Raw genomic sequence first — 26,705 nt, 5'->3', positions numbered from 1 at the left:
CTATTCCCTCTTGGTTTTGAGATCAAAGGCCGGTAACGACAGATGCCACTTGATGGCGCTTAAGCGGATAAATAGGGCACTGGTCATCGCCAGAAACAGCGCCGTTTTCTCGCCCATACCGTAGGCTAAACTCACGGTATAGCCGATACCACCAATGATTGAAGCTGTGGCATAGACTTCTGTACGTAACACCATAGGAACTTGTCTGCACAGTAAGTCTCGAATAATGCCTCCTCCCACGCCTGTGATCAAGCCCATAACCACGGCAATCATGCCACTCAAGCCCATATTGAGGGCTTTTTCGGCACCAATCACAGTAAACAAGGCTAATCCAAAGGCATCGGCGACCGGCAAAATATATTCAGGCACCTTACGAGGCCGACGCACTAACAGCAAACAGGCGAGCACAGTTGCGAGAATCACTATGATGTAATTGGGATCGCGGATCCAAAACACAGGTGTTGCGCCAATTAAGGCATCCCGAATACTGCCGCCGCCCACAGCGGTGACCGAGGCGAGCACTATGACGCCAAAGGGGTCCATTCTATGACGCCCTGCGGCGAGTGCGCCAGATAGCGCAAATACAGCGGTACCCCATAAATCAAAAAAGTAGATCCACTGGCTCATTTACTCATCTCTTTGATATGGATATTTAATGCGTCAACAGAGATGCGGATTTCAATCACAGATAAAATCAGTGAATAGAGCAGCAGTAGCAGGCTAGCGCCGAAGATCACTGAGCCGGTTTTATTAAAGCCAACATAGATGAAAATCATGCACAGTACGCACAGGGCAAAGCTCGATACGCCCGCTTCTTGCATACGACGAATAATGGTAATGCGCTGGCTCAGGTTTTTGATTTGATCTTTATGTACGGGTTTTTCACCACTGCTCAAGTTTCGGATTAATGCCGCGAGGGCAAAAAATCGATTGGTATAAGCAAGTAGTAACAATGAGATAGCAGGAAATAACAACGCAGGGGTTGTTAATGAAACATGCATGTTTTCGAGCAAGATAGTCAGCCTTTAACTTCACGTTGAGATAATGCGGCATCATATCACAGGCTATGTAACCAACGTAAACCTGCCCATAACAAGGGCAGGATAATGATAAAGCTAAACCAGATGGCACAGGCGCGTGATGTCAGCTTGATTGCAGGGGCGATGGCATCACTGGTCGGCTGCGGACCATAACCTAGTTTGTCCACATTGATACGCACGCCATTAAACTTTTGAGGTCCACCGAGTTCGATGCGTAAAATACTCGCCACCAGATTCACACTGAGGATATAGCCTCGAATCGCGGGATGATTTTTTGGCGTACGAAATAGCTTAGCGAATGCCTTAGGGCCGCCTTGAATGGCAATTGATAGACTCCACAGCCAAGCGGGGATCGCTAGTAATATGGTCGATACGCCATTCACAGTACTGCAAAAATGTTGATACTTAGGCTGAATGGGCGGCCAGCTTAATTCGAGTTGTTTGAGCATTCGCACCGCCAGCACTAGCGGTGCTCCGGCGATAGCGAAAAAGAAAATGGTCAATGCTGTGCCGTAAATAGGCGCTGTGGCGAGTTTTTCTATGGTGGCTTTGGCTAGGCCGATTTCCGACAAACTATCGGTATCGCGCAGCACCCAAGGCTGTAACAGCTTTTTTGCGCTGGCATTGTCTCCACGTTTTAAGGCCTTAGCGATTTCATCGGCAACTTGGCTAAACCCTGCATCGGTTAAACACAGATAAAGCACTAAAAATTCGAAAAACCATGGAAAGGCGGCCAGTTCGAGCAAAAAGGTGATAATGGCCCAAAACGGGAACAGTAACAGCAACATAGCTAAAAAGCCTGCTGTGGCTTGTTGGCTTGGAGATCGTTCAGGGCGATTCACTTTGGCTGCGAGTTGCTTGGCTAAATGGCTAAACCAAATAAGCGGCTGCATTTCCCGTGGCAATGGCGCTAACCGCGCCAATAACAAAGCAAAAAAAAGTACCAAAAAGCCTTCAAACAAAGCGCCATCTATCTCGACAAGTTGTTGATAAAAAGAGGTGTGCATTCGGTACTTTCCGCTTAAGTGATTATTTTACTGAGTCAGGATTCAGTTGCTCAAGTAGCAGCATCACCATCAGCGCTGAGTGGTAACCCGCTTTGACAATATAAGAATCAAAATCGACTGGTGAGTCATTGTTGGCGTTATCCGATAAAGAGCGGATCACCACAAATGGCACACCAAATTGATGACAAACTTGAGCGATTGCCGCGCCTTCCATTTCACAGGCGGCCATCGTTGGGAAGTTTTTCAACATGGCTTGGGTGCGAACAGGATCGCAAATAAAGCTATCACCAGTACAGATCAACCCTTCAATCGCTTTGACTTCGCCTAGTTGAGCAATGGCCTTGTTGGCGGCTTCAACTAAATGAGCGGCTGGGATAAACGCAGCAGGTTGCTGCGCCATTTGGCCAATTTCGTAGCCAAAGGCGGTGACATCCACATCGTGGTGACGCACTTCAGAAGAAATCACGATATCGCCAATGGCCAGCGTATCGACAAAACCACCGGCAGAACCTGTGTTGATCACGGCATCCGGCGCATATTTTTCGATGAGCAGTGTGGTCGCAATACTTGCGGCCACTTTACCTATGCCAGAGCGAGTTACGACAACGTCTTTACCCGCAAGAGTGCCAGCAATAAATTCAATACCAGCAATAGTTTGCGATGTCGCATTTGTCATGGCGGCGATCAGGTGAGCGACTTCTGGCTCCATTGCGCCAATAATTCCAATTTTCATGGGAGACCTTTTTGATTCAACACTTAAGAGTGGGACACGAGAATGATGGCTAATATACCACACAGTTTTGTGCTGTCGTTATGGTGAGATTGGGATTGCTTGATAATGGCAGGGTAAAAAGCGGGAAGGGTTAAAGAAAAAAGTGCACTCCTAAGAGGTGCACTTTTATCTATTTATTTCATCTGTCTATTTTACTTATCTATTTTTCCATCAACCGATGGCGACAAATCACAAACAAATGGCTGGACTTGTTTGCCTAAGTCCAGCCATTGCAGTGCTTGTTAAATGACAGCGGTAAAACAGTTTTTTAGCGACAGAACAAACACATTGGCGTTTAAGCTATAGCACTTAGTCTAAGTAGTTAAGAATACCTTGGGCGGCATCGCGACCTTCTGCAATGGCTGTCACGACTAAGTCAGAACCGCGCACCATATCACCACCGGCAAACACTTTCGGGTTTGTGGTTTGGAATGGATTTTCGTCTAACTTACTCGCTTTAACTCGGCCCCATTGATCGAGCTCGATGCCATGGTCGGCAAACCAAGGTGCTGGGCTAGGCTGGAAACCAAAGGCAATAATTATCGCATCGGCTTCGAGCAACTGTTCGCTACCCGCAATCGCTTCGGCCCGTTGACGACCGCTGGCATCGGCTTTACCCATGGCGGTTTCGACGCATTCAATGCCGACTACTTTGCCATCTTGGGTTTTAATCGCCACAGGTTGACGGTTAAACAGGAAATTAACGCCTTCCTCCCGCGCATTTTGCACTTCGCGGCGTGAACCCGGCATGTTGGCCTCATCACGGCGGTAAGCACAGACTACGCTGCTGGCACCTTGTCTAACGGCTGTGCGCACGCAATCCATCGCAGTATCACCACCGCCTAATACCACCACACGTTTACCTTCAAGGTTCAGGTAGGGCGTTTGCGCATCTTGCGTGCCCATTAAATGATGGGTGTTACCAATCAAATAGGGCAGGGCTTGGTATACGCCTTGGGCATCTTCGCCCTCAAGGCCCGCTTTCATCGCGGTGTAGGTGCCCATACCGAGGAAGACGGCATCGTATTCTTCGAGCAGTTTAGTAAATGGGATGTCTTTACCGACAGTAACCCCGAGTTTGAACTCAATGCCCATGCCTTCTAATACACTGCGACGGGTCGCCATGACGGCCTTGTCGAGTTTAAAAGACGGAATACCGTAGGTGAGTAGGCCACCAATTTGTGGATATTTATCAAAGACTACGGCTTTAACACCGTTGCGAGACAGAATATCCGCGCAGCCTAAACCCGCAGGACCCGCACCGACAATCGCCACTCGTTCAGGGCGTGGTGTGACCTTGCTCATATCGGGGCGCCAGCCTTGGGCGATCGCTGTGTCGGTAATGTATTTTTCGACATTACCGATAGTGACAGCGCCAAAGTCGTCGTTCAGAGTACAAGCGCCTTCGCAGAGTCTGTCCTGTGGGCAAACACGGCCGCAGATTTCGGGTAGCGTGTTGGTCTCATGCACTAAATCTGCCGCTTCCATGATGCGACCTTGCTCCGCTAGCTTGAGCCAGTTAGGAATATAATTGTGTAGTGGGCACTTCCACTCACAATATGGATTGCCGCAATCTAAACAGCGATCCGCTTGCTGTGCCACTTCAGGCTGAGCAAAAGGCTGATAAATCTCAATAAACTGAGTCGCACGTTTAGCCGCAGGGTGTTTGGTGGGGTCTTTGCGACCCACTTCAATAAATTGAAAATCGTTACTCATGCGCCATTACCCCGCTTTTACAACTAATTCTGGGCTCGATTTCTCTAACTTGAGCAGATCGGCCACGGCAATATTTTTAGGTTTCACTAATACGAAGCAATCTAGCCAGTTACCAAAATCACTTAAGATCATCTTGGCATGTTCGCTGCCCGTTTCGGCCACGTGGGCTTCAATCAGACCTTTCAAATGTTGTTGATGAATGGGTGATTCGAGTTTTTGAGTATCGACAAGCTCAGTGTTCACACGGCGATTGAAACGGCCAAATTGATCGAACACATAGGCAAAGCCGCCTGTCATACCTGCGCCGAAGTTCACCCCTGTTTTACCAAGGACAACCACTATGCCGCTGGTCATGTATTCACAGCCGTTATCACCGAGTCCTTCGACCACAGCAATCGCCCCTGAGTTACGGACCGCAAAACGCTCGCCCGCTTGACCCGCGGCGAAGAACTTGCCGCCTGTCGCGCCGTAAAGGCAGGTGTTACCGACAATGGCGCTGCGTTCACTCTGGAACGGGCTGCCAATAGGCGGATAAATCACTATTTGGCCGCCAGACATACCTTTACCTACATAGTCGTTGGCATCGCCGCAGAGTTTTAACTCCAGGCCTGGGCTGTTCCACACGCCAAAGCTTTGGCCGGCACTGCCGTTAAAGCTCAGTTTGACCGGCGCTATGGTGCCTTTCACGCCGAGCGTGCTCGCGATATAGCCTGACAAGGTCGCGCCAACGGAGCGGTCGGTGTTGTTGATGCTGTAAGCGGCATCGAAACACTCGCCCTTATCGACGGCGCTTTGGCACTCGTTTAATAAATGTTGGTTAAGCAACCCTAAATCCGCTGGTGGATTGGTTTCTTGCCAAGTGCGTGACGAGGTTGCCGGCACTTTGGGTTGATACAAAATCGGTGACAGATCTAAACCTTGTTGCTTAGCGGTTTGGCCTTCGAGGGCATATAACCATTCGCTGCGACCGACTAAGTCTTCAAACTTGCTCACCCCTAAGGTCGCCATCCATTCACGGACTTCCTCGGCGACAAACTCAAAGTAAGTCATCACTCGCTCTGGCAGACCATGGTAATGGTTGTCACGCAGGTTTTTATCTTGCGTTGCTACGCCTGTCGCACAGTTGTTCAAGTGGCAAATACGCAGGTATTTACAACCTAGGGCGATCATAGGCACAGTACCAAAACCAAAGCTTTCGGCGCCTAATAACGCGGCTTTAATCACATCGGTACCCGTTTTTAAGCCGCCATCGACCTGCAGGCGAATTTTATGGCGTAGACCGTTTTCCACGAGCGATTGATGCACTTCGGCTAACCCTAGCTCCCATGGACTGCCCGCATATTTCACTGAGGTAATTGGGCTAGCACCTGTGCCGCCGTCATACCCTGAAATCGTGATCATGTCCGCATAGGCTTTGGCCACACCGGTGGCGATAGTGCCCACACCGGGTTCTGACACAAGTTTGACTGAAATCAGCGCTTTCGTGTTGATTTGCTTCAAGTCGAAAATCAGCTGGGCTAAATCTTCGATAGAGTAAATATCGTGGTGCGGCGGCGGTGAAATCAATGTCACACCTGGGCGCGCATGACGCAGTCCGGCGATTTCAACACTCACTTTATGGCCGGGTAACTGACCACCTTCACCGGGTTTTGCTCCTTGGGCGACTTTAATCTGCAACACATCGGCATTGACTAAGTAATGCGCCGTAACGCCAAAGCGTGCCGAGGCAATCTGTTTAATTGCAGAGTTGCGTTCAGTATTAAAGCGGCGAGCATCTTCACCACCTTCACCTGAGTTCGAGCGGCCGCCTAAGCGGTTCATTGCAATAGCCAGCGCTTCATGGGCTTCGGGGCTGAGGGCGCCGATACTCATGGCTGCGCTGTCAAAGCGTTGATACAAGCCCGCTGCGCCTTCGACGTTAGCGACATCAATCGATGCTTGTGCACCCTTGATACCGATTAAGTCACGTAGCGTGGCCACCGGACGATTGTCGACGAGGTCGGCAAACTTTTTATAGGTTGCGAAGTTTTTGTCAATTAATGACGCCTGCAAAGTGTTGACCACATCAGGGTTGAAGCAGTGATACTCACCCCCTTCAACGTATTTCAGCAGGCCACCTTGCGGCAATGGCACATGGGCACGGTAGGCGGCTTTGTGCAGAATCGCTTGGTCTTGGGCTATTTCAGCAAAACTGACGCCTTCGATACGGCTGATCACGCCTTTAAAGCACAGTTCAATTACATCACTGGCAATACCGATAGCTTCAAACTGTTGGCTACAACGATAGGAGCCGACAGTACTGATGCCCATTTTGGACATGATCTTACGCAAACCTTTTTCGATGCCGTAACGGAAGTTCAGCATCAGTGCTGTTGTGTCTGTTAACTGGTGACGTTTTGCCAGTTCAGAGATTGATTCATACACTAAGTATGGATAAATCGCGGTGGCACCAAAGCCAAGTAATACGGCAAAGTGATGTGGATCTCGTGCCGATGCGGTTTCAACTATGATGTTGGTGTCGCAGCGCAGGCTCTTATTCACCAGCATTTGTTGCACAGAACCGACCGCCATGGCCGCAGGGATCACTTGCGCTGTTTTACCTATCGCGCGATCCGAGAGGATAAGCAAAGTCGTACCGCTGCGGGCTAAACGCTCGGCTTCGGCAGTGATGCGGCGAATGGCGCTTTCTAACCCTTCTTGTGGCTCGTAATTCAAATCCACAATGTTGGCGCGGTAGTAAGTGCTATCTAATCCCAGTAACTGATTAAAATCACTGAACAATAAGATGGGGGAGTTGAACATGACGCGGTAGGCATTACCGGTCGTTTCATTAAAGAGGTTCTGCTCACGACCAATACAAGTGGTCAACGACATAACGTGTTTTTCACGTAATGGGTCTATGGGTGGGTTAGTCACTTGAGCAAATTTTTGCCTAAAATAGTCATACAGTGAACGTGACTTTTTCGACAACACCGCCATAGGCGTATCGTCGCCCATAGAACCTGTGGCTTCTTCACCTTGTTTTGCCAGTACCCAAATGACTTGCTCTAATTCTTCACGGGTATAGCCAAATTGTTTTTGGTATTGCAACAAAAGCTCAGGGCTTAACTCGCTGGCACCATGTTGTTCAGAGGCTAAATCTTCCGCTGGCGTTAAAGTACGGCTGTTCTTCGCCATCCACTCTTTGTAAGGGTGGCGACGTTTCAAGTCGTTATCAATTTCAAAGGATTGGTACAGGCGGCCGTTCAAGGTATCGAGTACCAGCAGCTCACCGGGCCCAACTCTGCCTTTTTCAATCACTTCATCGGCGGCGTAATCCCAAATGCCGACTTCGGAGGCCAAGGTCAAAATACGATCTTTTGTGATCACATAACGTGATGGACGCAGACCATTACGGTCAACGGCGCAGGCGGCATGGCGACCGTTGGTCATCACAATACCTGCCGGACCATCCCAAGGCTCCATGTGCATGGAGTTAAAGTCGTAGAAGGCTTTTAGTTCGTCATCCATTTCTGGATTACTTTGCCAAGCAGGCGGGATCAATAGACGCATGGCACGGTATAAGTCCATGCCACCGGATAACAGCATTTCCAGCATGTTATCTAAGGAAGAAGAATCTGAGCCTGTTTCATTCACAAAGGGAGCGGCCTGCTGCAAATCAGGCAGTAGCGGTGAATTAAACTTATAGGCACGGGCGCGGGCCCATTGACGGTTACCCGTAATCGTATTGATTTCGCCGTTATGGGCTAAATATCTAAACGGCTGAGCTAATGGCCATTTAGGAGAAGTATTCGTTGAGAAACGTTGATGGAATAGGCAGATAGAGCTTTTTAAGCGAATGTCCGCGAGATCGGGATAAAACGCGGGCAAGTCTACAGGCATCATCAAGCCTTTATAGACGATAACTTGGCCAGACAAACTCGCGACATAGAAGTCTTTGTCGTCGGTGATTTGCTGCTCTAAGCGGCGACGCGCCATATAAAGGCGGCGTTCCAAGTCTTTTTCACGCCAGCCAATGGGGGCGTTGATCAGCACTTGGTAAATTTGTGGCAGGCTAGCCTTGCCAATTTCACCTAATACATCGGGATTGACCGGCACTTTGCGCCAGCCTGCAATACTTAAGGTTTCACGCTCGAGTTCGCGCTCAAGAATAAACTTGGCTTGTTCGGCCAGTTCATCATCTTGACTTAAAAACAGCATACCTACGGCAAATTTACGGCTCAAATGCCAATCATTTTCCGCGGCAATCGCTTCAAAAAATTGCACTGGCAATTGCATTAATAAACCACAGCCGTCGCCAGTGCGACCGTCGGAGGCAATGCCACCGCGGTGCTTCATGCGATCTAGACCATGGATTGCCGTGCGCACTATACGGTGGCTGGCTTCGCCATCCATCTGTGCTATCAACCCAAAACCACAATTGTCCCGCTCAAAACTGGGATGATATAAGCTCATACAAAAACCTCCCTAGACCTCAACTGATTACTACTCGGGGAGAAAATGTAAAGACTTTCTATAGATATGCACCCGAACCACCCAAATTAGCCTGAGATTCAATAAAGGTCAAACCAAAAATTTGCATAAAACATGGGTATTAATTCATGTTTCATACACAAATCATAATTGCTTTACGTTAACGTCAACAGTAAAAAGTGCTGTATAACATTATGAATAAAAAGAATTTTAAAAATGAGGAAACTATGGGTTTACTAAAGTGTAACATGTTAGCGGGATTGTTTTTGATTTAGAAATAGTGATTTTTATTGCAAACACAGTAAATAAATAAAAAATTAAAATTGTTGAATTATTATTCATTTTGATGTGAGCGATATCTCAATGGTAAGCGCGTTAATTTGAGGATGCGCACATTTCTGACAATAAGGGTATGGGTCAGGCGGGAATTTGATGTAGCGCCAAGAAACCTCTCGCTACCTTGTTTACACTAAGCTTTTTCTTCTATTTGTTCACGTATTTTCTTTTCTATTTGTGATTTTATCTTGGTTATTCTAAATGAAGCGATATGAAATTTGGTGGGTGCTCTGATGGGGCTTGATGCATATGTGAACACCTTTGGTGCCGTTTGCAAGGCGCGATATGGTACGCGACTGCGAAAACTCACCATAGATGCCAAGTTTACTTGCCCCAACCGTGATGGCACCTTGGGGCGTGGAGGTTGTACTTTCTGCAATGTGGCCTCATTTAGCCACCAAGCTGCTGATGTGCTGAGTATTACCGAGCAGCTCGAACAGGGTAAGAGTCGTTATCGTGAGGCGAAACCTCAGGCGCAAGCAGATAAATTTATAGCGTATTTTCAGGCTTACACTAGCACTTATGATGAGTATCAGGTGTTAATGGCTAAGTACGATGAAGCCGTTAAAGATGGCGAGATAGTGGGTTTGTGTGTAGGAACTCGCCCCGATTGTGTGCCAGATAATGTACTGGATTTACTGGCAAGTTATCAGGCAAACGGTGTTGATGTGTGGTTAGAACTTGGGTTGCAAACCGCTAAAGATGAAACGCTGTGCAAGATCAATCGCGGCCATGATTTCGCCTGTTATTGTGACACAGTGTCGAGGGCGAGAGCTCGCGGTCTTAAGGTTTGCACTCATCTTATTCTTGGCTTACCCGATGAAACCCATAGCGATTATATGGCGACCTTAGCCGCGGTATTACAGCAGGGTGTTGATGGCTTGAAGCTGCATCCTTTGCATGTCGTCGAAGGCAGCACTATGGCCAAGGCGTGGCGAAGTGGGCGCTTACCTTTACTGAGTCTTGAAGATTATGCTCGCAGTGTCGGCGAGATGATCCGCCATACACCCGCGGAAGTGATTTTCCACCGCGTCACCGCTTATGCGAAAAAACCTATGCTATTAGCACCAGATTGGTGTGCCTATCGATGGGATGGATTGGTGGCAATTGTGGATAATTTACAGCTTTATGGTGGACAAGGGCACGTATTAGCGCAACGATAGAGGTAAGTTAGTGGGATACATTTCCTCCTTAAATGCTATGTCGTCGCTATTATTTTGTAAGTGTTTACTTACGACTATTAGTTTGTTTTTTGTTAATTTTAATCTGAATTTGACCATGGATATCGCTATAAGTTGCACAGACAATTTTAGTGGGTATCATGTGATAAATTCGTTTTAAGCATTGGACCACTTAAGGGAGGCCTCATGGCCACAGTTGAATTAGAAGTAATCCTAGATCTCAATACTCTCGAACAGTACTGTAGCGCCATTGGTGCCGGTACTTTACTTAAGAGTGTGGTGTTATTTGAGCAGTTAATGCCTGAATATGTAGGAAATCTAGTGAAGGCTAACGACGCTGCAGATAGAGATACCTTATGTTCAGAAGCGCATAAATTTAAAGGTGCCGCAGGTTCGGTAGGTTTAAAACGCATTCAGCAAATCGCCCAGTTATTACAACACGGTGAAGAGCCAAGATGGGATGCTGAACACGGCGCTTGGGTTGCTGAGATCGTCGAACATGCGAGTGCGGATCTACAACAGTTAAAGTTGTTCCTCCAAGCTAAAGCATAAGATATTGATACGCTAAGGCGCAGCAATAACGTCTGTTGTTGCGCCCAATTGAGTGAATGATTGCGTTAGATATTGCGTTAGTTTGACGGCTGAGTTTGTTGCCTTTTACGTTTCCCCGCGAGTGCTTTTCTCCTCTTTGTTTGTTACTCCCACTTAAGTTTTACAGCTAATCGGTTGAATGTCGATTCGGCTCACACTCTTGAAATCTAATGCCGCGTTATTGGCTTTCAGTTATGCTAGAGTAGATTTAATTTCTTAATTCATAACCTTAATGGCAATCGAGAAAATGAAAAGTTTACCTAGCTTAAAAAACTTATTCTATTTGGTGAATCTCCATCAAGAGCAGAATTTTAACCGCGCGGCTAAGGTGTGTTTTGTCAGCCAATCGACGCTTTCGAGTGGGATCCAAAACTTAGAAGAGCAGTTAGGGCATCAGTTGATTGAGCGAGACCATAAGTCGTTTATGTTTACCGCTATTGGTGAAGAAGTGGTGCAGCGCGCCCGTAAAATTCTCACCGATGTGGATGATTTGGTTGAATTGGTGAAAAACCAAGGCGAGCCGATGACAGGCGATATTCGTTTAGGGTGTATTCCTACGATTGCGCCTTTCCTATTGAGCCGTGTTATTCGTCAATGCCAGCAATCTTATCCAGCGATGAGTTTATTACTGAAAGAAGATACCACTGAGCGTTTGCTGGATGCCTTAGGTAAGGGCGAGTTGGATTTATTGATCCTTGCTTTGCCTGTGGATACCAGCGGTTATCACAGTATGAAAGTGGGTAAAGATCCATTCAAAATGGTGATCCATAAGGATTTAGCCGGAGAAATCCATCAGCCGATCGATTACCAAGCCTTACCAGACGAGAGTATTTTCCTGCTGCAAAGCGAGCATTGCATTACGGGGCATGCCATCACTGCCTGTCAGCTTGGGGATAGCGCGAAAGTGAATCCGTTTGCTGCCACCAGTTTGCATACCTTAGTGCAGATGGTGAACAGTAAGCTGGGCACCACATTCCTGCCGCAAATGGCAATCGATGCGGGTATTTTGAATGACACTGATTTGGTGGTGATGACGCCGCCGGGTGAAGCGCCTTACCGTGATATCGGCCTTGTCTGGCGTCAAACGACCAGCCGGATCTTAACCTTCCGTACCTTAGGTTTAATGATCCAAAAGTTATTAACCAAAGAAGCACAATAAGCTCGCTGCAACAGCACAAAGTGTCACAGCAAAAAGTGTTACTGCAATTCAACGCTTAAATATGATGAGAAATTAGAGTGGGGAAACGCCAAACACTTCGATGGAGTGTTGTTTCCCTTTGAGTTTGACTGGGCCTAGATTCGATAGGTGATATTGCGTGTTGGGATTATCTAAACGTCCCGCGAGTGCGCCCGAGATCAACATGCGTTGCCCCAAGGGATTACACTGATCTTGCAGTCTCGCTAGGGTATTGAGCACATCACTAAAGAAACTAATCTCCTGTTTCTGCACGCCAACAACCGCTGCTACGACTTGGCCACAATGGGCCGCAGCTTTAAACTTAGGCACAAAGCCATAGTGTTCTTCAAAGTAACGTCTTTGCCAATTAAGCTGCTGACTAAATTCAAAATAGATATTCATGCAGCGGTCGTGGACTATCCCTTCTTCTAAAGGCCAGTGGATCAACACGGCATCGCCCATATAGCGATAAATCTCGGCTTCGTTGTTGGTCACAGTATCAGACAGCAAACTAAAGCTATCTTGGATCAAGCGACTAAAACGGTAATCCCCAAGTGATTCGGCGTGTGTGGTCGAGGCGACCATGTCTAAGTAAAGGAATAATCGCTGCTCGTACCTTGGCTTGTGGTATTTACCGAGGCCAATGTTGAGCAGAATACGTGGGCCGACTAACAGCGCCATTTGCTCGACGAAGGCTAAACTGACTCGCACGACCACCAGATAGACGATCAATGCTTGGAATGAAGGACTGTAGAGAATGTGCGCCGTCAGCATTTGTCTTAGGGTCGACATGTGATTTTCGATGGCCCACATATTCAAAAATTGGGTCATGTAAGCTAATGTTGTCGCTCCCAGTAATAAAAACAAGCCTTTAAAGATGACAGAAAACACATAGGGGAGGCGATTGATAGCACTGAAATCAGCAATAACGTTCGACATCCAATGCAGGCTGCCAAAAATTATCCCCATATAGATAGCAAGTGTCGCGAGATCGGCCGAACCTACCGCCCATTGGGGCAGTTCTGGTGATTGGGCATATCGAAAAAACACGAATGCAGCCATGGCAATCGCCCAAGCTAAAATCGCAAAAAGGAGTTTTTTCGCTTGTCTACGTGCTCTCACTGCGTGATGGGTATCCGAATACGGCGGTGATTTCAGAATGCCGTAGTTTATAGAAAAGAGTCACCTTAGTGCCAGTGAAATTTGTGATCTGGATCAATCTAAGTCTATATCGTCACTAAATATTAACCAAAAACCTTATTAAGTATCATGGCGGTGAAACTGGTCTTTAAATAAAAGCCCCTAGGGTTGGTCATTTTGAGGCTGCCATCTTCGGCAATGCTTTGCGTTAATGCTTTACTGTTGGCGGCTTTGGGACGTAATTGCAGTACTTCGCCGTGGCGTGCGGTGAGTTTTTCGACTTTGCCTAGGGCGATAAGCTCCATGATCTCTTCCCAATCCTGTTGCAGTAATTGCAACTCCTGTGGATCAGGCTCCCACAATATCGGGGTGCCAATACGGCGCTCTCCCACAGGAATATGCCTCTCACCTTCAACGGGTACCCAAAGGACGCGCTGTAACTTATGGCAGACTAAGCTGTTTTGCCAGGTTAACCCTTGGATATTCGACAGCGGCGCCACGCAGACATAAGTGGTCTCCAATGGTCGCCCCTGTGAATCGATGGGGATAGTTTTAAGCTCAACACCTAAGTGCAGAAAATCTTGCTCAGGTTTAGAGCCTGCCGTCGCGCCCAGTTCCATTTCGATTAATTGGCCGACCCAGCCTTTATCCCGCTTAAGATCCTTGGGGACACTTAGGCCTCTTTGGGCTGCAATTTGCGCCAAACTCACGCCAGCCATCATATGGGCGCGTTCGAGTAGCTCAGGGAGATTTTCGGGGGGAATTATTCGATTCATGGCTGGATTTTACTTAAAAATAACCGCTTAGCAATGGCGGTTAAAAAATGAACTCCGCAATTTGAGTAAACTTGTACCGAATATTTTTATTCTAAGTAACTGATTTTAAATTTTATATCCGAGTTACCCCCCGTTTTGCAAAAAAGTGTTCAAAGTTACTCTCTGCTTTCCCTTGCGTTCCCCACATACTTATCCACAGATATTATGGATAACTCAGTAAAATGCGTCCCTTAACCTAATAAAAACCCCAAGTCAATGCGAATAAGGGGCATTTATTCCGGCTTTTGTGGACAGTTGTGGACACTATTTGTGTATAAAGTTGAGTAATATCGTGAGAACCATAGAAATAGCCCTGGCTGGTCAAATAATGAGCTTTATTGCTTTTTTTGCCATTAATAAATTATAGTTATCATTCAAGTTATTGAATTTGTTTTAGATAAAGTTTTAACTCTAAATTAATCAAATGACGCTAAATAGATGTTTTTTGAGCGTTATAACAAGTTTACCTGAGTTTCAAACAGAGATATCCACAGAAAATGTGGATATCCCCGCATTTCATCCCCTAGCTTTGTTGATAAATGTCTTTTAAGTGTGATTTTATCCAAGACCTAGGGTGAAATAGAGGTTTGCTGAGAGACTAGCTTTATGAAACAATCAGTTTATTAAAATTTAATGTGATTTGGAGTCCATGTGATTGATAGCGACGGCTTTCGCGCAAATGTGGGCATTATAATTTGTAACAGATATGGCCAAGTCATGTGGGCCAGACGCTTCGGTCAACACTCATGGCAATTTCCTCAAGGTGGTGTCGATGATGGCGAGACAGCAGAAGAGGCAATGTACCGTGAGTTATATGAAGAAGTGGGCCTAAGACCCGAACACGTGCATATCCTAACCTCGACCCGTTCTTGGTTACGCTATCGTTTGCCAAAGCGTTTAGTCAGGCAAGACAGTAAACCTGTGTGCATTGGGCAAAAACAAAAGTGGTTTCTGTTACAACTGAAAAGCCAAGATAGTGCGATTAATTTGAGTTCCTCTGGGCATCCTGAATTTGACGATTGGCGCTGGGTAAGTTATTGGTATCCTGTGCGGCAAGTCGTGTCATTTAAGCGTGATGTTTATCGTAAGGTGATGAAAGAGTTTGCGGTAACGGCATTGTCATTCCAGACCCTAGAAATACCTAGGAAACGGGGAAGGCAAAAAACAACGGGCTGATTTTCAAAAGAGGATTGAAAACAGTGTTAAATACGCTTAGGGATATTACTCAGGCTGTGGCATCTGCCCACAGTTTGGAAACCGCATTAGAAGTCTTAGTCTCATCGACTAAAGCGGCGATGGAAACCCAATGTTGCTCCATCTATATCCTAGAAGAGCAAGAACTGGTGTTATCTGCAACCGACGGTCTTGAAAAAAGCGCCGTTGGTCGGGTACGTATGCCACTGACCGAAGGTTTAGTTGGACTCGCAGCCCAGCGGGAAGAGGCCGTTAACCTAGCGGATGCAAGGCTTCATCCCAGATTCAAACTTTTCCCTGAAGTCGCCGAAGAAGAGTACCGCGCCTTTCTAGCCGTACCTATCATCTACCAGAAAGCCGTGGTCGGGGTGATAGTGGTTCAGCAGGCGAGTGCGCGCCAATTTAGTGAAGGCGAAGAAGCCTTCCTGATGACGCTCGCCGCCCAGTTAGCGATGGCGGTGCGCGGCTTAAAACAAAAAGCCCAAGTCAGTTCCCATCATCAACAAATTCTATTTCAAGGTACGTCGGCGTCAAACGGTATCGCCATTGCGTATGCCTTTGTACTCGGTGGAGAAATCCCCCTTGAGCAGCCCGACGTGCGCTCTGACGACATTACCTACGAGTCCAGCCGCTTAACGACGGCTATGGTGCGTTGTAAAGAAGCGATTGGCGCTTTGTCTCAGCGGTTTGACCGCGAGCAAGATGACGAAGTCGTCTCTATTTTCAATGCATTACAGCTATTACTTGATGACGCCAGTTTAGGCGGAGAGTATGCCCGCGAGGTGCAATTAGGTTGGGCTGCTGAATCGGCGGTAAGCCGAGTGTCCTTGCGTTATATTCAGCAATTTTTGGCGATGGAAGATCCTTATCTTAAGGAGCGGGCAAGCGATATCCGCGACTTAGGCCAAAAAGTATTGCGCCAGCTGATTGAGCCAGAGCGTTTAGAGCTTGAACCCGATAAACCTGTCATTTTAATTACCCGCGAAGCCGATGCGACTATGCTGGCTGAGTTCCCAAGGCAGAAACTTGCGGGGATTGTCACTGAGCTTGGCGGCGTAAACTCCCATGCCGCTATTTTAGCCCGCGCCTTAGGTGTGCCGGCCATTACCGGTGTAGAACAACTGTTATCCGCCAATATTGATCAAAAACTCTTAGTGGTGAACGCCAGCCGTGGCCAGCTATTGGTGTCGCCTTCCCCTGCGATTGTTGGTGAGTATCGCAGCTTAATTTCGGCGCAAAAAGCGCTGCAACGCCAGTATGCTCAAGAATTAGCACTGCCTTCTGTTACCTTAGATGGCTCACGTATTCGTTTGTATTTAAATGCGGGCTTACTCAGCGGCGTGGCCTCTGAAATTGCCGAAGGCGCCGACGGGATTGGACTGTATCGCACCGAAATTCCTTTTATGCTGCAACAACGTTTCCCGAGTGAATCTGAGCAAGTCAAAGTGTATCAACAGGTCTTGTCGGCGGCGTCTGGTCGACCAGTGGTGATGCGCACTTTGGATGTTGGCGGTGATAAACCTTTGCCGTATTTCCCGATTAAAGAAGACAATCCTTTCCTCGGTTGGCGTGGGATCCGTTTGTCGCTGGATCATCCTGAGCTATTTTTGGTGCAGTTACGGGCCATGTTGCAGGCGGGTGGCGATGGTAAGCAATTAAGTATTTTACTGCCCATGGTCAGTAACTTAGATGAAATCGATCAATCCTTAGAATATCTGCAGCAAGCTTATGTCGAACTTAAAAACGATGTAAACAGCAACATAGTGATGCCACGCATCGGCATTATGCTCGAAGTACCGGCTATGTTGTATCAATTGGATGATGTGGCAAAACGGGTGGATTTTGTCTCCGTTGGCAGTAATGACTTAACCCAGTATTTGCTTGCGGTTGACCGAAACAATCCGCGGGTGAGCTCGTTATTTGACAGTTATCATCCGGGAATACTGCGGGCTTTGCATCAGGCTCACTTAGATTGTCGATATCATAAGCTCGATATCAGTATTTGTGGCGAGTTAGCGGGCGAGCCTATGGGCGCCATTTTGTTGGTGGCTATGGGATACGATCAATTGAGTATGAATCAGGGCAGTTTAGCGCGGATCAATTATCTATTGCGCCGTGTCGCACGGGCCGATTTAGATCAATTGCTCGCTCAAGCCTTGAGCCTATCAAACGGCTTTCAAGTGCGCGAGCTAGTTAAAGAATATTTAAACCAGCAAGGTCTCTCAACAATTCTTAATTAACTAATGTCGTCTTTTGCTTTAAGCTAAGGCCCTCAATTTATCACGCTGTAGGTACTCGTGTGGATAGTTTGTTGTCGGTGTTTTTTATTTGCTTAGCTTTAGGCGCATTTGTCGGCTTTATGGCAGGGTTATTAGGTATCGGTGGCGGCTTGATTGTAGTGCCTGCACTGCTCTATATTCTGCCCTCGGTCGGTATTAGTTCTGCTCAGTTACCCCATATTGCGATTGCCACTTCGCTGGCGGCCATTATTCTCACTTCTATCTCATCGACGCGAGCGCACCATAAGCGTGGAAATATTCCTTGGGATTTATTCAAGACGATGTTGCCTGGGATTATTCTTGGAGCATTAACCTCAGGTTTTATTGCCGAACGTATCTCCGCTGCCGCTTTGCAGCAGGGCTTTGCGATATTTGTGGTGTTGATGTCGATTCAGATGGCGTATCCCTTTAAAGCTGAATCGAATCGTGAGCTACCCAGCGCGCCGATATTATTTGTTGTGGCCGCGTTAGTTGCGATGATCGCAGGACTGATGGGCATAGGCGGCGGGGTATTGTTAGTGCCGTTTTTAACCTTCTTTGGCTTGCAGATGCGTTACGCCGTTGGGTTTTCGGCGGCGACGGGTTTGTTGATCTCCCTATCGGGCAGTTTAGGCTATATCATCGCGGGCTTTAATGCGCCCGAGTTGCCCTACGGTACCTTAGGTTTTATCTATTTACCCGCCTTGTTTGGTTTAGTGATCACTTCTGTCCTGATGGCGCCTGTGGGCGTAAAAGCGGCGAGCACTTGGCCAACATCGGTACTTAAAAAGATATTTGCACTGTTACTTCTGTGTGTCGGCCTTAAGTTAATTCTGACCTAGTTTTTATGTTTACCTCTGTTTGAGGCTGCTAATGGATGTGTTATGGCGTTGAGTTTCCCCAATATCGATCCCGTGATCGTATCATTTGGACCCTTTAATCTGTTTGGACAAACCTTTGAACCTGCGCTGCGTTGGTATGGTTTTACCTATTTAGTCGGATTTGTCGCGGCAATGTGGTTGTTGAACCGTCAAGCCGACCGCTCCAAGGGAGTGTGGTCGCGGGAGCAAGTGTCAGATTTACTCTTTTATGGTTTTCTTGGGGTGATATTGGGCGGGCGTGTCGGTTATGTGCTTTTTTATCATTTCGATTATTTCCTCGCCAGCCCTATGTATTTATTTAAAATCTCCGAAGGCGGCATGTCCTTCCACGGCGGTTTGATGGGCGTGATAGCGGCGATGATTTATATTGCCTGGAAACAAAAGCGCACCTTCTTTGCAGTAGCCGATATGGTGGCACCTGTTGTGCCTATCGGTTTAGGCGCAGGACGAATTGGTAACTTTATTAATGGTGAACTCTGGGGCCGAACCACAGACGTCCCATGGGGCATGGTGTTTCCAACTGGAGGCCCCGAACCGCGCCATCCTTCCCAGTTGTACCAATTTGCACTTGAAGGTGTGGCGTTATTTCTTTTACTTTACTGGTTTAGTAAACGTACCGATAAAGTTGGTGCCGTCTCTGGTATGTTCTTAGTCGGTTACGGTATTTTCCGTATTATGGTAGAAACGGTGAGACAACCCGATGCACAGTTGGGACTCTACTGGGGATTGATGACCATGGGGCAGATACTGTCTATCCCTATGGTGTTAATCGGTTTGTACTTGATTTTTCGTAAGCAAGGTAAGCAGCAATGAAACAGTATTTAGACTTAATGAAGCACATCTTAGCCGAAGGTGTGGATAAATCGGATCGCACAGGTACGGGGACTCGCTCAGTATTTGGCTATCAAATGCGCTTCGATTTGAGCAAAGGTTTTCCTTTGGTAAGCACCAAGAAATGCCACATGCGCTCTATCATCCACGAATTGCTGTGGTTCCTGAAGGGTGAAACTAACGTTGCCTATTTACGTGAAAACAAGGTCAGTATTTGGGATGAATGGGCCGATGAAAATGGCGATTTAGGGCCGGTTTATGGTGCCCAGTGGCGTAGCTGGCCAACCCAGAGTGGCGATGCTATCGATCAGATTTCACAAGTTATTGCCCAGATAAAATCTCAGCCTGATTCTCGCCGTCTTATCGTTTCTGCGTGGAACGTGGGCGAGCTGGATAAAATGGCCTTGGCGCCGTGCCATGCGTTTTTCCAGTTTTATGTGGCTGATGGCAAATTATCTTGTCAGCTGTATCAGCGCAGCTGTGATGTGTTTTTAGGTTTGCCATTTAACATTGCCAGTTATGCTTTGTTAACTATGATGGTGGCCCAGCAATGTGACTTGGCCTTAGGTGATTTTGTGTGGACCGGTGGTGATACCCATTTATATTCAAACCATATGGAACAAACGGCATTGCAGTTAAGCCGTGAGCCAATGCCGTTGCCAACCATGACGATTTTACGTAAACCTGAATCAATTTTTGATTATCAATTCGATGATTTTGAGCTAACAAACTACGCTCCACATCCCCATATCAAAGCACCTGTCGCCGTGTAACGTGCATTTTTTCGACCAATACCTCGGAATAACCGAGGTTTTAGGTCGAAACTTACGATTATATTTGTTGTTACAATTCGTCTACACTCAATTCATTATGATTTTTAGGAGTGCACGATGGAAAAAGCAATTAGAAATTTTCTGAGCCAAGAATCGGCTGGCGGTATCCTATTATTGGTTGCTGTTGCCTTAGCTATGCTGATGGCCAACTCCCCTTTATCTGGACTTTATCAAGGCTTTTTAGGCACTGATGTACAAGTTAAAATTGGCGAGCTCGATATTCATAAGCCGTTAATTCTGTGGATCAACGATGGCCTGATGGCCGTATTCTTTTTGCTTATTGGTTTAGAAGTTAAACGTGAGTTACTCGAAGGCGCCTTATCGAGTGTCGCTCAAGCCTCTCTGCCTACCTTTGCAGCCATTGGCGGCATGTTAGTCCCTGCTGGGGTGTACTTACTGTTTAACTATGGCGATCCGGTCACACAAGCGGGCTGGGCGATTCCTGCCGCGACGGATATTGCGTTTGCTTTAGGTATTATGGCGCTGCTTGGGAGCCGCGTTCCCGTTTCACTGAAAGTCTTCTTACTTGCTTTAGCGATTATCGATGACTTAGGTGTCATAGTGATTATCGCGCTGTTCTACAGCACCGACCTATCAACCATCAGTTTAGTGATTGCCAGTTTAGCGATTGCGGGCTTGGTTGGGTTAAATCGCAAAGGCGTTACCTCACTTTTACCCTATGGCATCTTAGGATTGATCCTTTGGGTCGCCGTACTGAAGTCTGGAGTGCATGCGACTCTGGCTGGCGTCATCATCGCTTTCTGCATTCCATTACGGGCAAAGGATGGCAGCTCACCTTCAGAAGGCTTAGAGCACAGTTTGCACCCTTGGAGCACCTTCTTCATTCTGCCTGTGTTCGCTTTCGCCAATGCGGGTGTTTATGTCGGCAATATGAATTTGGAGACGTTAATTTCTCCGGTACCTGTCGGTATTGCACTGGGCCTGATGTTAGGTAAGCCCATTGGTGTGATGGTGTTTAGCTATATTGCGGTGAAACTTAAATTGGCTCAGTTACCCGATGGCATAGGTTGGAAGCAAATTGCCCCAGTCGCGGCCATGTGCGGTATTGGTTTTACTATGTCTATGTTTATTGCGTCGTTAGCCTTTGAACATGCAGATCCTATGTACGGTGACTTAGCGCGCCTCGGAACCTTAATCGGTTCGATTATGGCGGCGTTAGTCGGGTATTTCTGGTTATCAAAAGTGTTACCTAATAAAGGAGTATAACTATGATAAAGTTGAAATTAATGGGAATGGCAACACTCTTATGTCTATCGACAACCGCAACGGCATCACAAATAGCGGCCTGTAATCAGGATGCGAACTCTCAGACTTGCCAAAGCTATCTTGAAGGGATAGTGGATGGCGCTCTGATGTTTAAATCTGATTCCTTAGGGGCGAGATTAGAAACCAATGGTTATGAATCAAGGGCGCTTAAATATCGCGGCGGTAAACGTTTCCAAGAGGCGAATCGGACCTATTGCGCTGAACGTATCCCTGAACGTCATGTTTTAGTGTCAGGTGTCACTGAAGCGGTAAGTCTGGGTAATGCGACTGATTTGGAGCAATTACAAGGCATAGTCACAAACTTGCTTGATTGCCAGCGTTTGCAATAAACTGATTTAAAACAATAGATTTATAATCCCTCTGCGCCTTGGGCGTATGAGGGGCGATTCAAAACGGATGAGCATGCTGCACTTGAATTACAACCACCTGTATTATTTTTGGATGATTAAGAAAAAGGGCTCGGTTGCTAAGGCGGCTGAAGCCCTCTGTTTAACGCCGCAAACGATAACAGGGCAAATTCGTGCCCTAGAAGACAGGTTGAATGGCAGTTTATTCAAGCGAGTAGGGCGGACACTGGAAGCCACTGAGTTAGGTGAGTTGGTATTTCGCTACGCAGATAAGATGTTTAGTCTTAGCTATGAAATGCTCGATTTACTTAACTATCAAAAAGATGATGCCATGCTTTTCGAAGTGGGTATCGCCGATGCCTTGTCTAAAGCCTTAGTCAGCCGTGTCTTGTTATCCGTAGTCCCCAATGACAGTTCTATGCATTTAGCTTGCTATGAGGCGACCCACGAAAGCCTGATGGCGCGTTTACGTGAGCATAAATTGGATATGATCCTCTCCGATTGCGCCGGTGAATCGCTGAAGTATCCCGAAATCTTATCTAAAAAGTTGGGCGAGTGTGGTGTGAGTTTTTTCTCCGCTGATACCTATAGCGCTGATTTCCCCGCCTGTTTAGAGCAAGGTCAGCTATTAATCCCCGGCCGCAGAACCTCACTTGGACAGCAGTTATATCGCTGGTTTGACGAGCAAAATCTTAAAGTCAGTATCTTGGGTGAGTTCGACGATGCGGCCATGATGAAGGCCTTTGGTTACCTTAAACGGGGGATTTTTGTCACGCCGTCGATTTATCGCCAAGAAGTGATTTCCCATGGGATGAATTTGCTCGGTGAAACCACGGATGTGAAAGAGGAATACCATGTGATGTTTGCCGAACGTATGATCCAACATCCTGCGGTAAAGCGCTTGTTGGACACAGATTTCAGCGATCTCTTTGCGGGACGCGATATGCAAGTCCAACAATGCTAATTTTGTGAGCCAATGTGAAGGGTTAATCGACACTTTAGTCACTGAACTGATAGACTAATGCCAAATCTGTGTTGGGAGAAATACCTTGGAATTAATGAACATCGCAAGGGTTCGCTGGGCATGTCGCCGCGGGATGCTGGAATTAGACGTTTTGTTTCAACCTTTTGTTGAAAACTTCTATCAAGAAATGTCCGATGGAGATAAAACCGTGTTTATCCGTTTGTTGGAATGTGAAGATCCCGAATTGTTTGCATGGTTTATGGGCCATGAAGTGTGCCCTGATGCTGAGCTTGCGCGCATGGTAGTGAAAGTCCGTGGAAGACCGGCACCATAGTTTCAGTGTAAAAGCCTCCTTCGACCAACGACTCTCGTTGGTCGTTTTTATTTGTGTCTGTTCTAGCTCATTTTTGCTCTGGCCTCAAAGCGACAATCTCGCCTTATCCCTGCTTAAATATCTGTTTATCGCGCTGGTTTGTTTCTTCTTGCTATCGCAGTTGTGGCGACTGCAGCATTGGCGTTTAGACTTTGTGCTTAGTGATAAAGGCGAGGGACGTTTGTCAGCGGGTGAGCACTTTCAGGTATTAAAGCGAACTTGGGTTACACCCTTTGTTTGCTTGATGTATATCGAAGTGGATACTCAGTTGCGGCTCTTGATGGTTTGGGCGGATATGCTAGACGATACTGACTATCGGCATTTATGTCGGCTGTTGCTGCGGGCTAAAATAAAACAGACTAAACCTCATACCGAGATTTAGTCTGTTTTCAGCAAGCCAAATAAGAACCTAAGCCTATAAACACATAAGAACTTAATCGGTTACTTTTCTGGTAGTAATATAGTCGGGCGCGGCGCGTCTAATTTCTCTGGGTGATCGATATTAAAATGCAGACCACGGCTTTCTTTACGCTCCATGGCACAGCGAATAATCAACTCGGCCACTTGCACTAAGTTACGTAATTCGAGCAAGTTATTGCTGACTTTGAAGTTACTGTAATACTCCTGAATTTCTTGCTGTAACATCAGGCAGCGACGCAGAGCGCGTTCCAGACGTTTATCCGAGCGCACGATCCCAACGTAGTCCCACATGAATAACCGCAGTTCGTGCCAGTTATGGGCGATGACCACTTCTTCGTCCGAGTTAGAGACTTTGCTTTCATCCCATGCGGGAATTTGTCCCGGCATTTGAATTTTATACAGCTGGCTCTCTATATCATGTGACGCCGCACGGGCAAACACTAAACATTCGAGTAGCGAGTTACTCGCCAGACGATTCGCGCCATGTAAGCCCGTATAGGCCACTTCACCAATGGCATAGAGGCCATTGAGATCGGTTTGACCGTGCATATCTGTCATCACACCACCGCAGGTATAGTGCGCGGCAGGGACCACAGGGATTGCATCTTTAGTGATATCAATTCCCAGCTCTAAGCAACGGCTATAGATGGTCGGGAAATGCTTCATCACAAAGTCAGCATCTTTATGGCTGATATCCAGATACACGCAATCGGCACCGAGTCGTTTCATCTCATAGTCGATGGCACGGGCAACGATGTCACGGGGGGCGAGTTCAGCGCGTTCATCAAAGTCCGGCATAAAACGGCTGCCATCTGGACGACGCAGATAAGCACCTTCACCACGCAGGGCTTCGGTGAGTAAGAAGTTGCGCGCATCGGCATGGTACAAACACGTCGGGTGGAATTGGTTGAACTCCATATTCGCCACGCGGCAACCTGCACGCCATGCCATGGCAATACCATCGCCGCTAGCAACATCGGGGTTTGAGGTATATTGATAAACCTTAGAGCTACCGCCTGTTGCTAACGCAACAAACTTGGCCTTGACGGTTTCGACGTGTTCTTCGTTGCGATTCCACACATAAGCGCCTAACACACGATTACCTGGGCGATTTAACTTACGGGTGGTGATGAGGTCGATGGCGTTATAGCGTTCTAAAACTTGAATGTTGGGGTGGGCGAGTGCGCGCTCTTGCAGCGTTGTTTGCACTTCTTTACCTGTGGCATCGGCAGCGTGCAGAATACGCCTGTGGCTATGGCCGCCTTCACGGGTTAAATGGTAAGGTGCGTCTTTTGCATTACCGTCAGTGGTTTCTTCTTTATCGAAGGCAACACCACATTCGATAAGCCATTGCATCGCACTCTTAGCATTTTCAGCGGTAAAAGTGACGACGTCTTTGTCGCATAAACCCGCACCTGCGATTAATGTGTCTGCAACATGGGATTCGATAGTGTCACTTTCGTCGAAGACGGAGGCGATACCGCCTTGGGCGTAGTAAGTCGACCCTTCCGAGAGTGGGCCTTTTGAAAGCAGAATTACTTTTGCTTTTTCAGCAAGATGCAAAGCTAGTGTCAGACCTGCGGCACCGCTACCTATGACTAATATGTCAGATTGGTGTTCAACTACTTGTTTCATCGGGTATCATGATGTGACTTGAGAGTGCCATCTATGGTAAACCAACTCACGGATTATGGGTACTTTCCTTTTAACCTTACTTTTTTTATATAATTTCAGAACTTTTTCAAAGTACGCGAGTCTACTTAAGTGAATATGATTCGAGCGACTGAGAAATCAGCATTTTAGATTTAGGAGAAGTCGGCTCGGATGAGTGGACAATTAAGTGATCAACAATTAGTTGAGCGCGTACAACAAGGTGATAAAAACGCTTTTAACCTGTTAGTGCTTAAATATCAAAGTAAAGTCATTAGCTTGATATCCCGTTATGTACGGAACCAAGCGGACGTTGCCGATGTCGCACAGGAAGCGTTTATCAAAGCTTATCGAGCTTTGCCAAACTTTCGCGGTGAAAGTGCATTTTATACTTGGTTGTACCGCATCGCAGTAAACACTGCGAAGAATTATCTCGTATCACAGGGGCGTAGAGCGCCCGCGAATGATGTTGATGCTGAAGATGCCGAATATTATGAAGGTAGTGATGCGCTTAAGGAGTTCGCCTCCCCAGAACGGCTCATGTTATCGGATGAAATCAAAAAAGTGATTTTCGATACCTTAGAGACACTGCCTGAAGAATTACGAATGGCTATCTCGTTGCGTGAACTCGATGGTATGAGTTACGAAGATATCGCCATAGTCATGGATTGCCCCGTAGGGACCGTAAGATCGCGTATCTTCCGAGCTCGAGAAGCAATCGATAAAAAGCTCCAGCCGTTGCTGGAAGCCTAAATTCTTATTTTAAGAAACCCTTATATTTAGACAGGTGAAAAATGGATAAATTAGGTCAAGAATGGGTATCTGCCGCAGTCGATGGAGAGACTGATGCGCAGACCATGGCAGAGTTATCTGCTGATACACATTCACATGATAAATGGCATAACTATCATATGATAGGCGATGCCATGCGTGGCGAATTGCCACAGAATATTGTGTTAGATCTTTCTGCTAGTATTGCTGCCGCTATTGAGCTTGAGCCTGCGATAGTTGCACCTAAGCATCAGGCGTCACCTGTTACGCCGCAAATTGCCGCCAATGCGCAGCAAAGCCGCGTTGTACCTTTGTTTAAGCAATTTGGTCAATATGCCATTGCTGCGACGGTTGCAATGTTTGCGATTGTGGGGGTGCAGAATTACAATCAGAGCGCCGATGATGCCGCGTCACCATCGCCCGTATTGATTACCAGACCGCTCATTGGTAGCGCATCACCTGTGAGTCTACAAACGGGTCCAGTTCAACAGAATCAAGGTTATACCAATGATCAGGTGAACGAGCAGCGTCGCCGAATTAATACTTATATTCAAGATCATATGTTGCAACAACGATTGAATACCGGTGCGGTTGTAGAGGACAATACCGAGGTCGTACCCGTTCCGGTCAATCAATAACGAGGAGTTA

The 26,705-nt window shown here is 47.0% G+C and carries 24 protein-coding genes; 15 read left to right on the top strand and 9 right to left on the bottom strand.

The window, feature by feature from the left end; genetic code table 11:
* The 6 genes from NE536_RS04385 to gltB form a co-directional block, all read right to left on the bottom strand.
* On the bottom strand, positions 1-627 hold the full coding sequence (locus NE536_RS04385) for a trimeric intracellular cation channel family protein (RefSeq protein ID WP_006080751.1): 627 nt from the start codon (positions 625-627) through the stop codon (positions 1-3).
* The gene (locus NE536_RS04380) at positions 624-1,001 is read right to left on the bottom strand and encodes a DUF2721 domain-containing protein (protein ID WP_006085052.1); all 378 of its coding nucleotides are present in this window, start codon (positions 999-1,001) and stop codon (positions 624-626) included. Before NE536_RS04380 ends, NE536_RS04385 begins: the two co-directional genes overlap by 4 nt.
* 56 nt (positions 1,002-1,057) lie before the next feature.
* Positions 1,058-2,047, bottom strand: a complete 990-nt coding sequence (locus NE536_RS04375; RefSeq protein ID WP_261271904.1) for a cobalamin biosynthesis protein CobD/CbiB — start codon at positions 2,045-2,047, stop codon at positions 1,058-1,060.
* A 22-nt stretch (positions 2,048-2,069) separates the two neighbouring features.
* Positions 2,070-2,780: a 5'-methylthioadenosine/adenosylhomocysteine nucleosidase gene (locus tag NE536_RS04370; RefSeq protein ID WP_259582913.1), complete on the bottom strand. Its 711-nt coding sequence runs from the start codon at positions 2,778-2,780 to the stop codon at positions 2,070-2,072.
* 348 nt (positions 2,781-3,128) lie between these two features.
* Positions 3,129-4,535 carry an FAD-dependent oxidoreductase gene (locus NE536_RS04365; protein ID WP_261271903.1) on the bottom strand — a complete coding sequence of 469 codons (1,407 nt, stop codon included), beginning with the start codon at positions 4,533-4,535 and terminating at the stop codon, positions 3,129-3,131.
* Between the two features lie 6 nt (positions 4,536-4,541).
* Positions 4,542-8,990: a glutamate synthase large subunit gene (gene gltB, locus NE536_RS04360; RefSeq protein WP_261271902.1), complete on the bottom strand. Its 4,449-nt coding sequence runs from the start codon at positions 8,988-8,990 to the stop codon at positions 4,542-4,544.
* Between the two features lie 587 nt (positions 8,991-9,577).
* Here gltB and mnmL point away from each other — a divergent pair.
* From mnmL to oxyR, 3 genes are all read left to right on the top strand, one after another.
* Positions 9,578-10,507, top strand: a complete 930-nt coding sequence (gene mnmL, locus NE536_RS04355) for a tRNA modification radical SAM protein MnmL/YtqA (protein ID WP_261271901.1) — start codon at positions 9,578-9,580, stop codon at positions 10,505-10,507.
* Between the two features lie 204 nt (positions 10,508-10,711).
* The gene (locus tag NE536_RS04350; protein ID WP_006080758.1) at positions 10,712-11,077 is read left to right on the top strand and encodes an Hpt domain-containing protein; all 366 of its coding nucleotides are present in this window, start codon (positions 10,712-10,714) and stop codon (positions 11,075-11,077) included.
* A gap of 286 nt (positions 11,078-11,363) precedes the next feature.
* Positions 11,364-12,275, top strand: a complete 912-nt coding sequence (gene oxyR / locus NE536_RS04345; protein WP_086010628.1) for a hydrogen peroxide-inducible genes transcriptional activator OxyR — start codon at positions 11,364-11,366, stop codon at positions 12,273-12,275.
* Between the two features lie 72 nt (positions 12,276-12,347).
* Here the strand turns inward: oxyR and NE536_RS04340 are convergent, their stop codons facing one another.
* Together NE536_RS04340 and mutH are read right to left on the bottom strand one after the other, a co-directional pair.
* The gene (locus NE536_RS04340; RefSeq protein WP_006080760.1) at positions 12,348-13,415 is read right to left on the bottom strand and encodes an adenylate/guanylate cyclase domain-containing protein; all 1,068 of its coding nucleotides are present in this window, start codon (positions 13,413-13,415) and stop codon (positions 12,348-12,350) included.
* A 122-nt stretch (positions 13,416-13,537) separates the two neighbouring features.
* A complete protein-coding gene (mutH, locus tag NE536_RS04335; RefSeq protein ID WP_107402370.1) occupies positions 13,538-14,209 on the bottom strand; it encodes a DNA mismatch repair endonuclease MutH in 672 nt (223 codons plus the stop codon).
* Between the two features lie 690 nt (positions 14,210-14,899).
* Between mutH and rppH the strand changes: the two genes are divergently transcribed.
* The 10 genes from rppH to NE536_RS04285 all read left to right on the top strand — a co-directional run bounded on the left by rppH (position 14,900) and on the right by NE536_RS04285 (position 23,598).
* Positions 14,900-15,424 (top strand): RNA pyrophosphohydrolase, encoded by a 525-nt coding sequence (gene rppH / locus NE536_RS04330; protein ID WP_006080762.1) that lies wholly within the window; start codon positions 14,900-14,902, stop codon positions 15,422-15,424.
* Between the two features lie 23 nt (positions 15,425-15,447).
* Positions 15,448-17,682 (top strand): phosphoenolpyruvate--protein phosphotransferase, encoded by a 2,235-nt coding sequence (ptsP, locus tag NE536_RS04325; RefSeq protein ID WP_261271900.1) that lies wholly within the window; start codon positions 15,448-15,450, stop codon positions 17,680-17,682.
* Between the two features lie 59 nt (positions 17,683-17,741).
* Positions 17,742-18,542 (top strand): sulfite exporter TauE/SafE family protein, encoded by an 801-nt coding sequence (locus NE536_RS04320; RefSeq protein ID WP_006080764.1) that lies wholly within the window; start codon positions 17,742-17,744, stop codon positions 18,540-18,542.
* Between the two features lie 42 nt (positions 18,543-18,584).
* Positions 18,585-19,394 carry a prolipoprotein diacylglyceryl transferase gene (gene lgt / locus NE536_RS04315; RefSeq protein ID WP_006080765.1) on the top strand — a complete coding sequence of 270 codons (810 nt, stop codon included), beginning with the start codon at positions 18,585-18,587 and terminating at the stop codon, positions 19,392-19,394.
* Entirely contained in the window at positions 19,391-20,185 is a 795-nt protein-coding gene (gene thyA, locus NE536_RS04310) for a thymidylate synthase (RefSeq protein ID WP_259566324.1), read from the top strand. Before lgt ends, thyA begins: the two co-directional genes overlap by 4 nt.
* 117 nt (positions 20,186-20,302) lie before the next feature.
* Positions 20,303-21,472, top strand: coding sequence for a Na+/H+ antiporter NhaA (nhaA, locus tag NE536_RS04305; protein ID WP_006085063.1), 1,170 nt, complete (start codon positions 20,303-20,305; stop codon positions 21,470-21,472).
* A gap of 2 nt (positions 21,473-21,474) precedes the next feature.
* Positions 21,475-21,861 (top strand): hypothetical protein, encoded by a 387-nt coding sequence (locus tag NE536_RS04300; RefSeq protein ID WP_220592329.1) that lies wholly within the window; start codon positions 21,475-21,477, stop codon positions 21,859-21,861.
* 73 nt (positions 21,862-21,934) lie between these two features.
* Complete coding sequence (nhaR, locus tag NE536_RS04295) at positions 21,935-22,843, top strand: transcriptional activator NhaR (protein WP_006085064.1); 909 nt, start codon at positions 21,935-21,937, stop codon at positions 22,841-22,843.
* 85 nt (positions 22,844-22,928) lie between these two features.
* On the top strand, positions 22,929-23,177 hold the full coding sequence (locus NE536_RS04290; protein ID WP_259527069.1) for an FAD assembly factor SdhE: 249 nt from the start codon (positions 22,929-22,931) through the stop codon (positions 23,175-23,177).
* Positions 23,158-23,598 carry a protein YgfX gene (locus NE536_RS04285; protein ID WP_261271899.1) on the top strand — a complete coding sequence of 147 codons (441 nt, stop codon included), beginning with the start codon at positions 23,158-23,160 and terminating at the stop codon, positions 23,596-23,598. The genes NE536_RS04290 and NE536_RS04285 overlap by 20 nt, the downstream gene beginning before the upstream one ends.
* Before the next feature lie 59 nt (positions 23,599-23,657).
* Here NE536_RS04285 and nadB read toward each other — a convergent pair whose 3' ends face one another.
* On the bottom strand, positions 23,658-25,271 hold the full coding sequence (gene nadB / locus NE536_RS04280; protein ID WP_261271898.1) for an L-aspartate oxidase: 1,614 nt from the start codon (positions 25,269-25,271) through the stop codon (positions 23,658-23,660).
* A 189-nt stretch (positions 25,272-25,460) separates the two neighbouring features.
* On the opposite strand from nadB, the gene rpoE reads away from it, so the two are divergent.
* Entirely contained in the window at positions 25,461-26,039 is a 579-nt protein-coding gene (gene rpoE / locus NE536_RS04275) for an RNA polymerase sigma factor RpoE (RefSeq protein ID WP_106649852.1), read from the top strand.
* 41 nt (positions 26,040-26,080) lie between these two features.
* Positions 26,081-26,695 carry a sigma-E factor negative regulatory protein gene (locus NE536_RS04270; protein WP_107946833.1) on the top strand — a complete coding sequence of 205 codons (615 nt, stop codon included), beginning with the start codon at positions 26,081-26,083 and terminating at the stop codon, positions 26,693-26,695.
* Positions 26,696-26,705 lie beyond the last annotated feature (10 nt).

Origin of the sequence: Shewanella septentrionalis (assembly GCF_025370265.1) — a bacterium.
Classification (GTDB): Bacteria; Pseudomonadota; Gammaproteobacteria; order Enterobacterales; family Shewanellaceae; genus Shewanella; species Shewanella hafniensis.
The sequence above is the reverse complement of the archived record's forward strand: the minus strand, read 5'-3'. Positions and strand labels throughout refer to the sequence as shown.

Excerpts from the sequence above, each read along its gene's own strand:
- gltB (WP_261271902.1), bottom strand. The coding sequence starts at position 8,990 with ATGAGCTTATATCATCCCAGTTTTGAGCGGGACAATTGTGGTTTTGGG.
- NE536_RS04370 (WP_259582913.1), bottom strand. The coding sequence starts at position 2,780 with ATGAAAATTGGAATTATTGGCGCAATGGAGCCAGAAGTCGCTCACCTG.
- mutH (WP_107402370.1), bottom strand. The coding sequence starts at position 14,209 with ATGAATCGAATAATTCCCCCCGAAAATCTCCCTGAGCTACTCGAACGC.
- rpoE (WP_106649852.1), top strand. The coding sequence starts at position 25,461 with ATGAGTGGACAATTAAGTGATCAACAATTAGTTGAGCGCGTACAACAA.
- nadB (WP_261271898.1), bottom strand. The coding sequence starts at position 25,271 with ATGAAACAAGTAGTTGAACACCAATCTGACATATTAGTCATAGGTAGC.
- nhaR (WP_006085064.1), top strand. The coding sequence starts at position 21,935 with ATGCTGCACTTGAATTACAACCACCTGTATTATTTTTGGATGATTAAG.
- NE536_RS04365 (WP_261271903.1), bottom strand. The coding sequence starts at position 4,535 with ATGAGTAACGATTTTCAATTTATTGAAGTGGGTCGCAAAGACCCCACC.
- lgt (WP_006080765.1), top strand. The coding sequence starts at position 18,585 with ATGGCGTTGAGTTTCCCCAATATCGATCCCGTGATCGTATCATTTGGA.
- NE536_RS04350 (WP_006080758.1), top strand. The coding sequence starts at position 10,712 with ATGGCCACAGTTGAATTAGAAGTAATCCTAGATCTCAATACTCTCGAA.
- NE536_RS04270 (WP_107946833.1), top strand. The coding sequence starts at position 26,081 with ATGGATAAATTAGGTCAAGAATGGGTATCTGCCGCAGTCGATGGAGAG.
- thyA (WP_259566324.1), top strand. The coding sequence starts at position 19,391 with ATGAAACAGTATTTAGACTTAATGAAGCACATCTTAGCCGAAGGTGTG.
- NE536_RS04385 (WP_006080751.1), bottom strand. The coding sequence starts at position 627 with ATGAGCCAGTGGATCTACTTTTTTGATTTATGGGGTACCGCTGTATTT.
- nhaA (WP_006085063.1), top strand. The coding sequence starts at position 20,303 with ATGGAAAAAGCAATTAGAAATTTTCTGAGCCAAGAATCGGCTGGCGGT.
- mnmL (WP_261271901.1), top strand. The coding sequence starts at position 9,578 with ATGGGGCTTGATGCATATGTGAACACCTTTGGTGCCGTTTGCAAGGCG.
- oxyR (WP_086010628.1), top strand. The coding sequence starts at position 11,364 with ATGAAAAGTTTACCTAGCTTAAAAAACTTATTCTATTTGGTGAATCTC.
- NE536_RS04380 (WP_006085052.1), bottom strand. The coding sequence starts at position 1,001 with ATGCATGTTTCATTAACAACCCCTGCGTTGTTATTTCCTGCTATCTCA.
- NE536_RS04300 (WP_220592329.1), top strand. The coding sequence starts at position 21,475 with ATGATAAAGTTGAAATTAATGGGAATGGCAACACTCTTATGTCTATCG.
- NE536_RS04375 (WP_261271904.1), bottom strand. The coding sequence starts at position 2,047 with ATGCACACCTCTTTTTATCAACAACTTGTCGAGATAGATGGCGCTTTG.